Annotated in this window: 13 protein-coding genes; 9 read left to right on the forward strand and 4 right to left on the reverse strand. The window is 73.7% G+C overall.

The genetic code is table 11. The features are described 5' to 3' along the window. The first annotated feature begins 38 nt into the window (after positions 1 to 38). Positions 39 to 1,427, forward strand: coding sequence for a magnesium chelatase (locus tag AB0N29_RS00655; protein ID WP_364863273.1), 1,389 nt, complete (start codon positions 39 to 41; stop codon positions 1,425 to 1,427). After that, positions 1,427 to 3,445 carry a VWA domain-containing protein gene (locus AB0N29_RS00660; protein ID WP_364863275.1) on the forward strand — a complete coding sequence of 673 codons (2,019 nt, stop codon included), beginning with the start codon at positions 1,427 to 1,429 and terminating at the stop codon, positions 3,443 to 3,445. Before AB0N29_RS00655 ends, AB0N29_RS00660 begins: the two co-directional genes overlap by 1 nt. Here the strand turns inward: AB0N29_RS00660 and AB0N29_RS00665 are convergent. Both AB0N29_RS00665 and AB0N29_RS00670 read right to left on the reverse strand, forming a co-directional pair. Further along, a complete protein-coding gene (locus tag AB0N29_RS00665; RefSeq protein ID WP_364863277.1) occupies positions 3,352 to 3,765 on the reverse strand; it encodes a DUF2695 domain-containing protein in 414 nt (137 codons plus the stop codon). The two genes, AB0N29_RS00660 and AB0N29_RS00665, sit on opposite strands and share 94 nt — an antisense overlap. Positions 3,766 to 3,840: 75 nt before the next feature. After that, entirely contained in the window at positions 3,841 to 4,719 is an 879-nt protein-coding gene (locus AB0N29_RS00670) for a cobalamin-binding protein (protein WP_364863279.1), read from the reverse strand. Between the two features lie 120 nt (positions 4,720 to 4,839). On the opposite strand from AB0N29_RS00670, the gene AB0N29_RS00675 reads away from it, so the two are divergent. From AB0N29_RS00675 to AB0N29_RS00690, 4 genes are read left to right on the forward strand one after another with little or no spacing between them, the layout of a single operon-like run. Then, entirely contained in the window at positions 4,840 to 5,724 is an 885-nt protein-coding gene (locus tag AB0N29_RS00675) for a DUF3068 domain-containing protein (RefSeq protein ID WP_364863281.1), read from the forward strand. 25 nt (positions 5,725 to 5,749) lie between these two features. After that, positions 5,750 to 6,532, forward strand: coding sequence for a TSUP family transporter (locus AB0N29_RS00680; protein WP_364863283.1), 783 nt, complete (start codon positions 5,750 to 5,752; stop codon positions 6,530 to 6,532). Continuing rightward, positions 6,523 to 7,158 carry a YigZ family protein gene (locus AB0N29_RS00685; protein ID WP_364863285.1) on the forward strand — a complete coding sequence of 212 codons (636 nt, stop codon included), beginning with the start codon at positions 6,523 to 6,525 and terminating at the stop codon, positions 7,156 to 7,158. The genes AB0N29_RS00680 and AB0N29_RS00685 overlap by 10 nt, the downstream gene beginning before the upstream one ends. 10 nt (positions 7,159 to 7,168) lie before the next feature. Beyond that, positions 7,169 to 7,903 carry a VOC family protein gene (locus AB0N29_RS00690; RefSeq protein ID WP_364863288.1) on the forward strand — a complete coding sequence of 245 codons (735 nt, stop codon included), beginning with the start codon at positions 7,169 to 7,171 and terminating at the stop codon, positions 7,901 to 7,903. A gap of 1 nt (position 7,904) precedes the next feature. On the opposite strand, the gene AB0N29_RS00695 is transcribed toward AB0N29_RS00690, so the two are convergent. Further along, complete coding sequence (locus tag AB0N29_RS00695) at positions 7,905 to 9,236, reverse strand: AarF/ABC1/UbiB kinase family protein (protein ID WP_364863291.1); 1,332 nt, start codon at positions 9,234 to 9,236, stop codon at positions 7,905 to 7,907. A 140-nt stretch (positions 9,237 to 9,376) separates the two neighbouring features. On the opposite strand from AB0N29_RS00695, the gene AB0N29_RS00700 reads away from it, so the two are divergent. Together AB0N29_RS00700 and AB0N29_RS00705 are read left to right on the forward strand one after the other, a co-directional pair. After that, on the forward strand, positions 9,377 to 9,919 hold the full coding sequence (locus AB0N29_RS00700) for a SigE family RNA polymerase sigma factor (RefSeq protein WP_364863293.1): 543 nt from the start codon (positions 9,377 to 9,379) through the stop codon (positions 9,917 to 9,919). Next, the gene (locus AB0N29_RS00705; RefSeq protein WP_364863295.1) at positions 9,916 to 11,178 is read left to right on the forward strand and encodes a hypothetical protein; all 1,263 of its coding nucleotides are present in this window, start codon (positions 9,916 to 9,918) and stop codon (positions 11,176 to 11,178) included. Before AB0N29_RS00700 ends, AB0N29_RS00705 begins: the two co-directional genes overlap by 4 nt. A gap of 60 nt (positions 11,179 to 11,238) precedes the next feature. Here AB0N29_RS00705 and msrA read toward each other — a convergent pair whose 3' ends face one another. Beyond that, the gene (msrA, locus tag AB0N29_RS00710; protein ID WP_302269918.1) at positions 11,239 to 11,886 is read right to left on the reverse strand and encodes a peptide-methionine (S)-S-oxide reductase MsrA; all 648 of its coding nucleotides are present in this window, start codon (positions 11,884 to 11,886) and stop codon (positions 11,239 to 11,241) included. A gap of 107 nt (positions 11,887 to 11,993) precedes the next feature. Here msrA and AB0N29_RS00715 point away from each other — a divergent pair, with 107 nt between their 5' ends. Beyond that, complete coding sequence (locus AB0N29_RS00715; protein ID WP_302269920.1) at positions 11,994 to 13,160, forward strand: cystathionine gamma-synthase; 1,167 nt, start codon at positions 11,994 to 11,996, stop codon at positions 13,158 to 13,160. The last annotated feature ends 9 nt before the right edge of the window (positions 13,161 to 13,169 follow it).

Here is a 13,169-nt window from a genome sequence, read left to right on the forward strand (position 1 = left end):
GGCCGGTCGCGGGTTTGCCTGCTGAGTAGCGTGAAAGCGTGACTTCTGCTCCCACGATCTCCACCGTCGGCGAGCTCCGCGCGTCGGGCCACGTGCACCGGCCCCTGCGCGTCGAGATCCGCGACAACCTGCTCGCCGCCCTCCGCGAGGGCCGCGACCCCTGGCCCGGCCTGCACGGCTTCGAGGACACCGTCGTCCCCCAGCTCGAGCGGGCGCTCATCGCCGGCCACGACGTCGTCCTGCTCGGCGAGCGCGGCCAGGGCAAGACCCGCCTGCTGCGCACGATGGTCGGCCTGCTCGACGAGTGGACGCCGGTCATCGCCGGCTCCGAGCTCGGCGAGCACCCGTTCGACCCCATCACCCACGTCTCCCGGCGGCGCGCCGCCGAGCTCGGCGACGACCTGCCCGTCGAGTGGCGGCACCGCGACGAGCGGTACGCCGAGAAGCTGGCCACCCCCGACACCAGCGTGGCCGACCTGATCGGCGACGTGGACCCGATGAAGGTGGCCGAGGGCCGCAGCCTCGGGGACCCCGAGACGATCCACTTCGGGCTGATCCCGCGCAGCCACCGCGGCATCGTGGCGATCAACGAGCTGCCCGACCTCGCCGAGCGCATCCAGGTCGCGATGCTCAACGTGATGGAGGAGCGCGACATCCAGATCCGCGGCTACGTGCTCCGGCTGCCGCTCGACGTGCTCGTCGTGGCCAGCGCCAACCCCGAGGACTACACCAACCGCGGCCGGATCATCACCCCGCTCAAGGACCGCTTCGGCGCGGAGATCCGCACCCACTACCCGACGGCGCTCGAGGACGAGGTCGCCGTCATCCGGCAGGAGGCCGACCTCGTCGCCGAGGTCCCCGACCACCTCGTCGAGATCCTCGCCCGCTTCACCCGCAACCTGCGCGAGTCCAGCGCCGTCGACCAGCGCTCGGGCGTCTCCGCCCGCTTTGCGATCGCGGGCGCCGAGACCATCGCCGCCGCCGCGATCCACCGCGCGACCAGCCGCGGCGAGGACGAGGCGGTCGCCCGGGTCGTCGACCTCGAGACCGCGGTCGAGGTGCTCGGCGGCAAGGTCGAGTTCGAGTCGGGCGAGGAGGGCCGCGAGGAGGAGGTGCTGATGCACCTGCTGCGCACCGCCACCGCCGAGACCGTCCGGACCCACCTGCGCGGGCTCGACATGAGCCTGCTGGTCGACGCGATCGAGAACGGCGCGATGGTCACCACCGGCGAGCGGGTCACGGCCCGGGACTTCCTGACCGGCCTGCCGGTGCTGGGCGAGTCCGAGCTGTACGACGACATCTGTGACCGGCTGGGGGCCACCAACGACGGCCAGCGCGCCGGTGCCATCGAGCTCGCCCTCGAGGGCCTCTACCTCGCGCGGAAGGTCGGCAAGGACACCGACGGCTCCGAGACGGTCTACGGCTGATGAAGGACCGCACGCGGTTCCGGCGCTACGAGGGGGGTGACCCGCTCGCGCCGCCGGTGGACCTCGCCGAGGCGCTCGACGCCATCGGCGAGGACGTCATGGCCGGCTACTCCCCGGAGCGGGCGATGCAGGAGTTCCTGCGCCGCGGCGGGCAGGACCAGCGCGGGCTCGACGACCTGGCGCGGCGGGTGGCCGAGCGGCGGCGCGAGCTGCTCCAGCGGCACAACCTCGACGGGACGCTGCAGGAGGTCAAGGAGCTGCTCGACCGGGCGGTGCTGGAGGAGCGCAAGCAGCTGGCCCGCGACGCGATGATGGACGACGCGGACCGGTCCTTCCGGGAGATGCAGCTGGAGAACCTGCCGAGCAGTCCCGCGGCCGCGGTGAGCGAGCTGTCGTCGTACGACTGGCAGAGCCGGCAGGCGCGCGAGGACTACGAGCGGATCAAGGACCTGCTCGGGCGGGAGATGCTGGAGCAGCGGTTCGCCGGCATGAAGCAGGCGCTCGAGGGCGCGACCGACGAGGACCGCGCGCGCGTCAACGAGATGCTGCAGGACCTCAACCGGCTGCTCGACGCGCACCGCCGTGGTGAGGACACCGACGAGCAGTTCGCGGACTTCATGGACAAGCACGGGGACTTCTTCCCCGAGGGTCCCTCGAACGTCGACGAGCTGCTCGACTCCCTCGCCCAACGCGCGGCCGCGGCCCAGCGGATGCGCAACTCGATGACCCAGGAGCAGCGCGACGAGCTCGACGCGCTCGCGGCCGAGGCCTTCGGCAGCCCCGAGCTGATGGACTCCCTGTCCCAGCTCGACTCGAACCTGCAGGCGCTGCGTCCCGACGAGGACTGGGGCGGCTCGGAGCGGATGGACGGCGAGGAGGGACTCGGCCTCGGCGACGGCACCGGGGTCTTCCAGGACCTGGCCGACCTCGACGAGCTGTCCGACCAGCTCTCGCAGTCCTACGGCGGCGCCCGGATGGACGACCTGGACCTCGACAAGCTGGCCCGCCAGCTCGGGGACCAGGCCGCCGCCGACGCCCGGACGCTGCAGCAGCTGGAGAAGGCGCTGCGCGACTCCGGGACCCTCAAGCGCGACTCCTCCGGGCAGCTGCGGCTGACGCCGAAGGCGATGCGCCAGCTCGGCAAGGCGCTGCTGCGCGACGTGGCCCAGCGGCTCTCGGGCCGCCAGGGCCAGCGCGACATGGACCGCGCGGGCGCTGCCGGCGAGCGCTCCGGGGCCACCCGCGAGTGGGCGTTCGGCGACACCGAGCCGTGGGACGTCACCCGCACCGTGCTCAACGGGGTCCTGCGGCGCGCCGGCGACCCGGGCGGACCTCTGGTCGAGATCGGCGACGTCGAGGTCCAGGAGACCGAGGCCCGGACGCAGGCCGCGGTCGCGCTGCTGGTCGACACGTCGTTCTCGATGGCGATGGACGGCCGGTGGGTGCCGATGAAGCGCACCGCGCTCGCGCTGCACACGCTGATCCGCTCCCGCTTCCGCGGCGACCACCTCCAGCTGATCGGCTTCGGCCGGCACGCGGAGGTCATGGACATCGAGCAGCTCACCGCGCTGGACGCGATGTGGGACAAGGGGACCAACCTCCACCACGCGCTGCTGCTCGCCAACCGCCACTTCCGCAAGCACCCCAACGCCCAGCCGGTGCTGCTGATCGTCACCGACGGCGAGCCGACCTCCCACCTCGAGCCCGGCGGCGAGGTGTGGTTCAGCTACCCGCCGCACCCGCTGACCGTCGCGTACGCCGTGCGCGAGCTGGACAACGCGGGGCGGCTCGGTGCCCAGACCACCTTCTTCCGCCTCGGCGAGGACCCCGGCCTGGCCCGCTTCATCGAGTCGATGGCCCGCCGGGTCGACGGCCGGGTCGTCGCGCCGGAGCTCGACGACCTCGGCGCGGCCGTGGTCGGCTCCTACCTCGGCAGCAGGGGCGGCTCGTCCGGCGGGGCCGGTGGCTCCGGGGACCTGGGCGGCTGGTTCGGCGGGCGGGGCTTCTGGGTCGGCTGACGCCGTACCCGCTCCCAGTTCGCGCAGGGGTGCGTCGACGTCGCGCCGACCCCGGCGCAGCGGGGCGCCTCAGGCGGCTGCTCGAGCTCGTCGGTGCGCACGTCGCGCACGAGCAGGTGCCGCCCCAGGGTCCACCGCTCGAGGGTGGCGCAGTCGCACGACGCGACCCTCTTCTCCAGACCCGTGGCGGCGGGCGACCGCAGCTCCCGGAACGTCCCCACCCACCGCAGCGTGTGGTCGCACCCCTCCAGCAGGACCTGGCGGGTGGTGAAGCAGACGAGGCACTCGGCACGCACGGGGACCGTCCTACCGGCGACCACCGACGGTGCCGAGCGGCGGCTTCCCGGGGCAGTACCTTGCTTCCCGGGGCAGATCTGCCCCGGGAAGCGAGGGAGTCACCGGTGGACCGGGGACCCCTGCGTCGCGCCCCACCCGTGCAGGAAACCCGCCAGCTCCTCGACGCCGTCGACCAGCCGGGTGCCGGGGCGGGCCCAGGAGGCGTCGGCGTCGACGGCGAGCACGCGGGCTCCGGCGGGGAGCAGCCCGGCGGCCAGCAGGGCGTCGGCCTGCGCCTGCGCGCCGGCCCGGTCGAACCCGCACGGCGCGACGACGTACACCTCCGGCTCGGCCGCGCGGACGGTCTCCCAGGTGACCCGCTCCGACTTCTTCCCGGCCGCTCCCAGCACGCACGTGCCGCCGGCGAGCTCGACCATCTCGGGGATCCAGTGGCCCGGCGCGTACGGCGGGTCGGTCCACTCCAGCACCGCGACCCGGGGCCGTCGGCGGCCGGCCACGTGCGCGGCCACGGCCGCCAGCCGGGCGCGGGTGGCGGCGACGAGCGCCTCGGCCTCGGCGGTGCGCCCGGTGGCCGCGCCGAGCCGCAGGAAGGAGTCCAGGACCTCCTCCAGCGTGTGCGGGTCGACGGTCAGCACGTCCGCGGTGCAGCCGAGGTGGGCCAGCGCGTCGTCGACGACCGAGACGTCGACCGCGCACACCGCGCAGAGGTCCTGGGTGACGACCAGGTCGGCGTCCAGCCCCGCCAGCGCGCCCTCGTCGAGGTGGTAGAGGTCCTCGCCGGCCGCCACCGCCCGCGCGACGTACGCGTCGATCTCGGCCGGCGGGAGCCCGGGTGGCATCGCCGACGTCGAGACGATCGGGCGGTCCCGCGCCTCGGGCGGGTGGTCGCACTCGAAGGTCACGCCGACCACGTCGGGGCCCGCGCCGAGGGCGAAGAGGACCTCCGTGGTCGACGGGAGCAGGGAGACGATGCGCATGCCTCGGACCCTAGGTGGGAGGTCCAGGTCACACCCGATTCGGGGGTGACGGCTACCACACGGTAACTTTCCGCCCTGAGGGTTCTAGGGAGAGGTACGGGAGCAAACGTGCGTGTGATCGTGGGACGAGTTCTGCTGGGGCTGGGCGCCTTTCTGCTGGTGGCCGGGATCCTGGGTGTCGCCTGGGCACCGGGGGCGGTGAAGAAGACGCCGGTGGAGGTCGACCAGAAGACCGACCTGACCGGCACCGCGGAGCGGTTGAACACCTCGACCGGGGAGACCCGCGAGCTCGAGGTGAAGTACACCAGCACCACCAAGTCCGACACCGACGCCTCGGACGACGACACCGTCTACTTCAAGCAGGCCACCTGCCTGGTCGAGGTCGACGGGGAGACGCCCGACTGCGTCGCGGACGACGACGACCGGCTGATCTCCGCCGGCGAGGAGACCTTCGCCACCGACCGGGAGACCGCGCTGGCGGTCGACGGCTCCGAGCTGCCCGACGACGTCGAGCCCTTCGAGGGCCTGGTCAACAAGTGGCCCTTCGACGCCGAGGAGAAGGACTACGAGGTCTACGACAACGTGATCGACGAGCCGGTCACCGCGCGCTTCGACCGCACCGAGGAGATCGACGGCCTCGACGTGAACGTCTACGTCACCGAGACCGAGCGCGCCCCGATCGACCTCGGCAGCGACATCGACGGCCTCTACTCCGACCGCAAGGAGTACTCCGTCGACCCGCGCACCGGCGCGATCATCAAGCAGGTCATCGACCAGCAGCGCTACCTCGCCGACGGCACCGAGGTGCTGGACCTGCAGATCCAGTACACCGACGAGGAGGTCGCCGACAACGTCGCCGACGCCGAGGACAACATCGCCAGCGTCGACCTGCTCACCAAGACGGTGCCGCTCGTCGGGTTCATCGGGGGCGCGCTGTGCGTCCTGGCCGGCATCGCCCTGGTCCTGACCGGCCGCCGGCAGAAGAAGGCCGCCCACACCGCCTGACCGGCCGGCGACTAGCGTCCTCCCGGTGGAGGACCCGACGCTGACCGTGCTGGCCCTCCTCGGGCTGGCGGCGCTGACCGCAGGCTTCGTGGACGCGGTGGTCGGCGGCGGGGGACTCATCCAGCTGCCCGCGCTGCTGGTGGGTCTCCCGGCCGCCTCGCCGGTCGAGATCCTGGCGACCAACAAGCTGGGCTCGATCTGCGGCACCACCGTCAGCTCCGCGACGTACTACCGACGGGTCCGGCCGGACCCCCGGACGTTCCTGCCGATGATGGCGCTCGCGCTGGCCGGTGCGTTCCTCGGAGCGCTGGCGGCCTCGCAGGTCCCGCGGGAGGCGTTCGAGCCGATCGTCCTGGTCGTGCTGGTGCTCGTCGGCGCCTACGTGCTCGCGAGGCCGCGGCTGGGCGAAGCCACCTCGCTGCGCTTCAGCGGCCACCAGCACGTCGGCCTGGCGATGCTCGTGGGCTTCGTGATCGGCTTCTACGACGGCGCCCTGGGCCCGGGCACCGGCAGCTTCTTCGTCTTCGCGCTGGTCGGGCTGCTCGGCTACGGCTTCCTCGAGGCGTCGGCGAAGGCACGGCTGGCCAACTGGGCCACCAACCTCGGTGCGCTGCTGCTGTTCGTGCCTCAGGGCGCCGTGCTGTGGCGCACCGGCCTGGTCCTGGGCGTGTGCAACCTCGTCGGCGGGTACCTCGGCGCGCGCACCGCCGTGAGCCGCGGCTCGGGCTTCGTCCGGGTCTTCTTCGTGCTGGTGGTCGCCGCCTTCGTCGTGCGCATCGGCGGCGAGGTGCTCGGGCTGTGGTCCTGAGCGGCTACCGCACGCTGGCCCGTGCCGCCGAGGCGGAGATCGAGGTCAAGCGCTCGCGCTTCCTGTGCACCCTGCGCCGGGTCGAGGACGAGCCGGCGGCCCGGGCGGTCGTCGAGGCGCTGCGCAAGGAGCACTGGGACGCCCGGCACCACTGCAGCGCGTTCGTCCTGGGCCCGCCTCCGGTCCCGGTCGAGCGGTCCAGCGACGACGGCGAGCCCGCCGGCACGGCCGGCGCGCCGATGCTGGAGGTGCTCCGCGGGAACGAGGTCTCCGACGTGGTGGCCGTGGTGACCCGCTGGTTCGGCGGGACCCTCCTGGGTGCGGGCGGTCTGGTCCGTGCCTACGGCGACGCGGTGCGTGCGGGACTGGAGGCGGCCGGCACCCTGCGCCGCGAGCTGCGCCGGGAGCTGGTCGTCGAGGTCGCCCACGCGGACGCCGGACGGGTCGAGACCGAGCTGCGCACGCGTGGCGTGGCGGTGCTCGGCACGGCGTACGCCGCGGCCGTCGAGCTGACCGTCGGGGTCGCCCCGCAGGAGGAGGACCGGCTGCACGCGCTCCTGGCCGAGCTGACCCACGGGGCGGCGTCGGCCCGGAACGCCGGTGAGCGCTGGGTCGACGTTCCCTAGGCTGGTGGGCGTGCACCCGTCCTGGCTCAGCGCGTTCCTCGACCTGGCCCCCGACGAGCTCGAGCGCGGGCTCGCCCACTGGGCGGCCGTCACCGGCTACGGGGTCTCCACCACCCGCGGCGACGACGGCGAGTTCGCCACGCTGCTGCCCGCCGACGGCGACGACCACCTGCGGGTCCAGCGCCTCGGGGAGGGTCCCTCCCGCATCCACCTCGACCTCCACGTGGCCGAGGTCGGGCCGGCCGTCGAGCGTGCGGTCGCCGAGGGTGCGACGCTCGTGCGGCCGGGGGAGTACGCCGTCCTCCGCTCGCCCGGCGGGCTGCCGTTCTGCTTCGTCACCCACCGTGCGGTGGTGCGACCCGCACCGGTCGACTGGGGCGGGCACACCTCGGCGGTCGACCAGGTGTGCCTGGACGTGCCGCCGCGGCTGCACGACGCGGAGCTCGCCTTCTGGGCGGCGGTGACCGGCTGGCCGGTGCAGTCGTCGGGCTCGGAGTTCCACCGGCTCACGCGCCCGCCGCAGCTCCCGCTCCAGGTCCTCGTCCAGCGCCTCGACGACGACCAGGAGCAGGTCACCGCGCACCTCGACCTCGCCACCACCGACCGGGCCGCCGAGACCGCGCGGCACGCGGCCCTCGGCGCGGAGGTGGCGGGCGTCTTCGAGGAGTGGACCGTGCTGCGGCCGCCCGTGGGGCCGGCGTACTGCATCACCGACCGCGTGCCCGACGTGCCGCCGCCGGCCTGAGTCAGCCGGCGAACCCGGGCAGGTGCTCCTCCAGGATCGCGCGGAACGGCGCCTCGGCCTCGAGCTGGCTGAGCACCCCGATCCCACCCAGCCAGGTGCGGTGGATGAGCAGGTACGACGGCGGCAGGTTCAGCTTCATCGCCAGCGTGTACGTCGGGGAGCGGGGGTCGTTGATCCGCTGGAACTGCTCGCGCATCCACTCCCGGGAGAACCGGAACCGCTCGACCTGGGTCGGCTCGACGAACGGCGCGAGGTACTCCAGCACCAGCTCGGGGTCGACCTGGATGCCGGGGCGCAGGAAGCCCTCCGCGCGCAGGCCCTCGACCAGTCCCTGGGTGTCGCCGGCCGCGGCGAGCCGGATCAGCGTGCCCATGGCCTCCGGCAGGCCCTGGGTCTCCAGCCGGGCGACGGCGCCGTAGTCGAGCACGCCCATCCTCGCCGGTCCGCCGTCGGGGTCCCGGACGACGCGGAAGTTCCCGGGGTGCGGGTCGGCGTGCAGCATGCCGGTGCGCTCGGGCCCGGCGAAGAGGAAGCGGGCGAACAGCTCGCCGAAGCGGTCGCGGTCCTCCCGGGTGCCCCCGGCGATGACGGCCGCGAGGGACGACTCGCTCTCGAGCCACTCGGTGACCAGGACGGTCTCGCCGACGGCGACCACGCCCGGGACCGCGATGTAGGGGTCGCCGGCGAACGCGTCGGCGTACACCTGCTGCGCCTCCGCCTCGAGCCGGTAGTCGAGCTCGTCGACCGCGCGCGCCTGCAGCTCGGCGACCAGCGGCTTGATGTCGACGCCGGGCACGACCGAGCCCACGGTGCGGGCGAGCCGCGCGAGCTGGCGCAGGTCGGAGCGGAGGGCGTCGCCGGCGCCGGGGTACTGCACCTTGACCGCGACCTCGCGCCCGTCGTGCCAGCGGCCGCGGTGGACCTGGCCGATGGAGGCGGCCGCGGTCGGCCCGCCGTCGAGCCAGACCAGCTGCTCGCGCCAGCCGGGGCCGAGGTCCCGGGCGAGCGCCTCTCGGACGGTGGAGGTGGGCATCGGGGGAGCGGAGTCCTGCAGCAGGGTGAGCTGCTCGCGGTAGGGACCGGCGAGCTCGTCGGGCAGGGCCGCCTCGAGCACCGAGAGCGCTTGCCCGAACTTCATCGCCCCGCCCTTGAGCTCGCCGAGGGTGCGGAAGAGCTGCTCGGCCGTGCGCTGCTGGATCTCGGTCATCACCGTCTCGGCCGGCCGGCCGCCGAGGCGCTTGCCCAGCCCGAGTGCGTTGCGCCCGGCGAAGCCGAGCGGCAGGGCCGCCAGCCGAGCGGTGCGGGCGACCGCCTTGCGCGGGAGCTCGGTCATGACTCCATCATGCCGTCGGGGTGGGCACCCGTCGGGGCGGTCCGGGCGTGGCGTCGCCGGGAGCACGACCTGGCCGTGGGCGTGCAACCGATCCGCCGCCCACCTCGTTCATGGGGCGTGCAGCTGAGCAGGAGCGACCGGTGACCGGGCGACGGGACCGCACCGACGAGGGGTTCACCGAGTTCGCGGTGGCCGCCCGCGGCCGGCTCCGACGTACGGCGTACCTCATGTGCGGCGACTGGGACCGGGCCTCCGACCACGTCCAGGAGGCGCTGGTCCGGGTCTACACGAACTGGCCCCGCCTGGAGCGGCAGGGCGGCGAGATGGCCTACGCGCGGCGCGCGGTGGTCAGCGCGTTCCTGGACGCGAGCCGGCGCCGCTCGAGCCGGGAGAGACCGGTGGAGGCCGACGTCACCCTGGCGTCGGGTGAGGACGTCGCCGCCGCGGTCACCGACCGGGCGGCGCTGATGGCGGCCCTCGGCCGGTTGCCGCGGCGGCAACGGGCCTGCGTCGTCCTGCGGTACTTCGAGGACCTCGACGTCCGCGAGACCGCGGCGGTCCTCGGCTGCCGCGAGGGCACGGTCAAGAGCCAGACCGCCCGAGGCCTCGCCTCGCTGCGCGACATGTTCGAGAGCGCGTCGTCCGACGAGCTCGCCATCCCCGGCACCCGGAGGTACCCGTGAACGAGCTCAGGCAGCTGCTGCACGACACGTCGGCCACCGAGCCGCCCGACCACCTCGACCTCACGGAGGTGGTGCGGCTCGGGGGACGCCGGCGCCGCCACCGCCGCGCGGCGACGGTCGCGTCGGTCGCCGCAGCCACGGCGATGGTGGCCGTGGTCGGTGCGACCGTCGGCGGGCCGGGACCCGACGGCCCGGCGCCCGCGACGGACGGCTCCGCCGGCCCGTCGGTGACGCTCGACGAGGCCCGGCCCGCGGTCGAGGGCACCGACTACCGCGTGCTGGCCAGCCGCCTGGAGGACCGCCGACGGGCCGAGAGGTTCGTGGGGGTCACCGACGACGGTCAGGGAGTCGTCCTCCGCGCGTCCACCGGGCGAGGCGGTCGCACGCCGGTGGGGATCGTCGACCCGTCCGACGGCGCGACGAGCTGGCTGCCCGGCGGTCCCCAGCCCCTCGACGAGACCTCGACGATCGCTCTCGGCGAGGACCGCCTGGTCTTCCGCGAGAGCCACTGGTCCGACGAGCGGCTGGCCGTGCGCGTCCTCGACCGCGCCGCCGGAACCTGGTCGACCATGCGCTGGCCCGGGCTGCCCCCGGCACAGGCGTACAGCCCGACCGAGCACGACGGGCGCCTCTACCTCACGCTCTACACCGAGCCGGGGCAGGCCGAGCACGAGCTCTGGTCGGTGTCGCTCGACGACAGCTCGGACGTCCGCGACGAGCACGCGACCGTGGTGGGTGACCTCGACGTCACCGGTGACGAGCTGACCTGGTCCGACGGGTCGACCGGGACGGCGGCCCGCGTGCACGTGCGGGACCTGGTCTCCGGGGAGGAGCAGTCGATCGACCCGCACCTGGACCCGGGCTGCGGCGTCCAGGCGCTGGAGCGGATCGGGGACCGGCTGCTGCTCGGCCAGGTCTGCGGCCGCTCGAGCGACCGGTTGCAGGTCGTCACCACCGAGGGGGACCGGGTCCTCACCATCGACGACGCGGGCGTCGGCGGGCACATCGGCGACGGGGGCCGGGTCGCGGTGGTCTCCGGCGGCGAGGGTGGCCCCTACGTCCTGGACCCGGTGAGCGGGGAGCTGTGGGCGGTGGGGGCCGCGACGTCGCTCTGGACCAGCCGGGAGCCGGTGCCGGACGGGTCCGACCTCACGCTGTGGAGCACGATCCAGGAGGTGGGTGGGGAGCCGGCGCCGGGCGTGGAGCCCGGGGCAGACGACGGCCCCGCGACCGAGCACCTCGTGGAGTGGCTCTCCTGAGCCCCGCCCGCGAGCGACGACGGGCCCCCGCCTGCGAGGCGGGGGCCCGTCGTCGGTCGATCAGGCGGTCTGCGGGAACTTCACGCCGGTGTTGGCGTGGCAGCGGTAGCCGTGCGGGTTCTTCGCGAGGTACTGCTGGTGCACGTCCTCGGCGTAGTAGTACGTCGGGACCTCGCGGATCTCGGTGGTGATCTCGCCCAGCCCGCGGCGGCGCAGCTCGGCGCCGTACACCTCGGTCAGCTCGCGGGCGACCCGCTCCTGCTCGGGGCTGGTGAAGTACAGCGCCGAGCGGTACTGCGTGCCCACGTCGTTGCCCTGGCGCATGCCCTGGGTCGGGTCGTGGACCTCGAAGAAGATCTTGACCAGGTCGGCGTAGGAGACGACCGCGGGGTCGAAGACGACGCGCACGGCCTCGGTGTGGTTCGTCGCGCCCGAGCACACCTCCTCGTACGACGGGTGCGGCGTCGTGCCGCCGGCGTACCCGACCGACGTCGACCACACGCCGGGCTGCTGCCAGTAGATCTCCTCGGCGCCCCAGAAGCAGCCGAGCCCGAAGACCGCCACCTCGAGGCCGGCCGGCGCCTCGTCGGTCACGACCGGCGTGCCCAGCACCAGGTGCTTGTCGGTCAGGTCGAACCAGCGCTCGGTGCGGCCGGGCAGCGTCTGCTCGGCGTCGATCAGCTGGGTCTGCTTGCGGGCGAAGAACACGTGGGCCTCCTGGGGGTCGTCCCGATCCTGGCACCAGGTCCAACACCGCGGCCGGTCGAGACGTTCCCGCCCCGCTGGACGTCGCCGGTCGTGGGTAACCTCACGGGGTGAGCGAACAGCAGCAGAAGGCAGGGTTCGAGACGCGGGCGATCCACGCGGGCTACGAGCCCGACGCCGCGACCGGTGCGGTCATCCCGCCCATCTACGCGACGTCGACGTACAAGCAGGACGGCGTGGGAGGACTGCGCGGCGGCTACGAGTACAGCCGGTCGGGCAACCCCACGCGCACCGCGCTGGAGGGCAACATCGCCGCGCTGGAGGAGGGGGAGCGGGGCTTCGCGTTCGCCTCCGGCCTTGCGGCCGAGGACACCCTCGTGCGCTCGGCGCTCAAGGCCGGCGACCACGTGGTCTTCCCCGACGACGCCTACGGCGGCACGCACCGCCTCTTCGACAAGGTCGTCAAGGTCTGGGGCGTCGACCACACCACCGCGGCGGTCTCCGACGTCGACGCGGTCCGCGCCGCGATCGAGCCGGGCCGCACGAAGATGGTGTGGATCGAGACGCCGACCAACCCGCTGCTCAACATCGCCGACATCGAGGCGCTCGCCGGTGTGGCACACGAGGCGGGCGCGCTCCTCGTCGTCGACAACACCTTCGCCTCGCCGTACCTCCAGCAGCCGCTCACCCTCGGCGCAGACGTGGTCGTGCACTCGACGACGAAGTACTGCGGCGGCCACTCCGACGTCGTCGGCGGTGCGCTCGTCGTCCGCGACCTCGAGCTGGCCGAGAGCATCGCCTTCCACCAGAACGCCATGGGCTCGGTGGCCGGCCCGTTCGACTCCTGGCTGGTGCTGCGCGGGCTGAAGACGCTCGCCCTGCGGATGGAGCGGCACTGCGACAACGCCGAGCGGGTCGTGGAGTTCCTCAGCAGCCACCCCGACGTGACGCAGGTGATCTACCCCGGCCTCGAGGAGCACCCGGGCCACGCGACCGCCAGCAGGCAGATGAAGCGGTACGGCGGCATGGTGTCCTTCCGCGTCGCCGGCGGCGAGCAGCAGGCGCTCCAGGTCTGCGAGCGCGCCCGGGTCTTCACCCTCGGTGAGTCCCTCGGCGGCGTCGAGTCGCTCATCGAGCACCCGGGCCGGATGACCCACGCGAGCGTCGCGGGCACCGATCTCGAGGTCCCCGCGGACCTGGTCCGCCTCAGCGTCGGCATCGAGACCGCCGAGGACCTGGTCGCCGACCTGGCCCAGGCGCTCGGGACGCGCGGCTAGGTCGACGAG

This window comes from Nocardioides sp. NPDC092400, assembly GCF_040684155.1.
Classification (GTDB): domain Bacteria; phylum Actinomycetota; class Actinomycetes; order Propionibacteriales; family Nocardioidaceae; genus Nocardioides.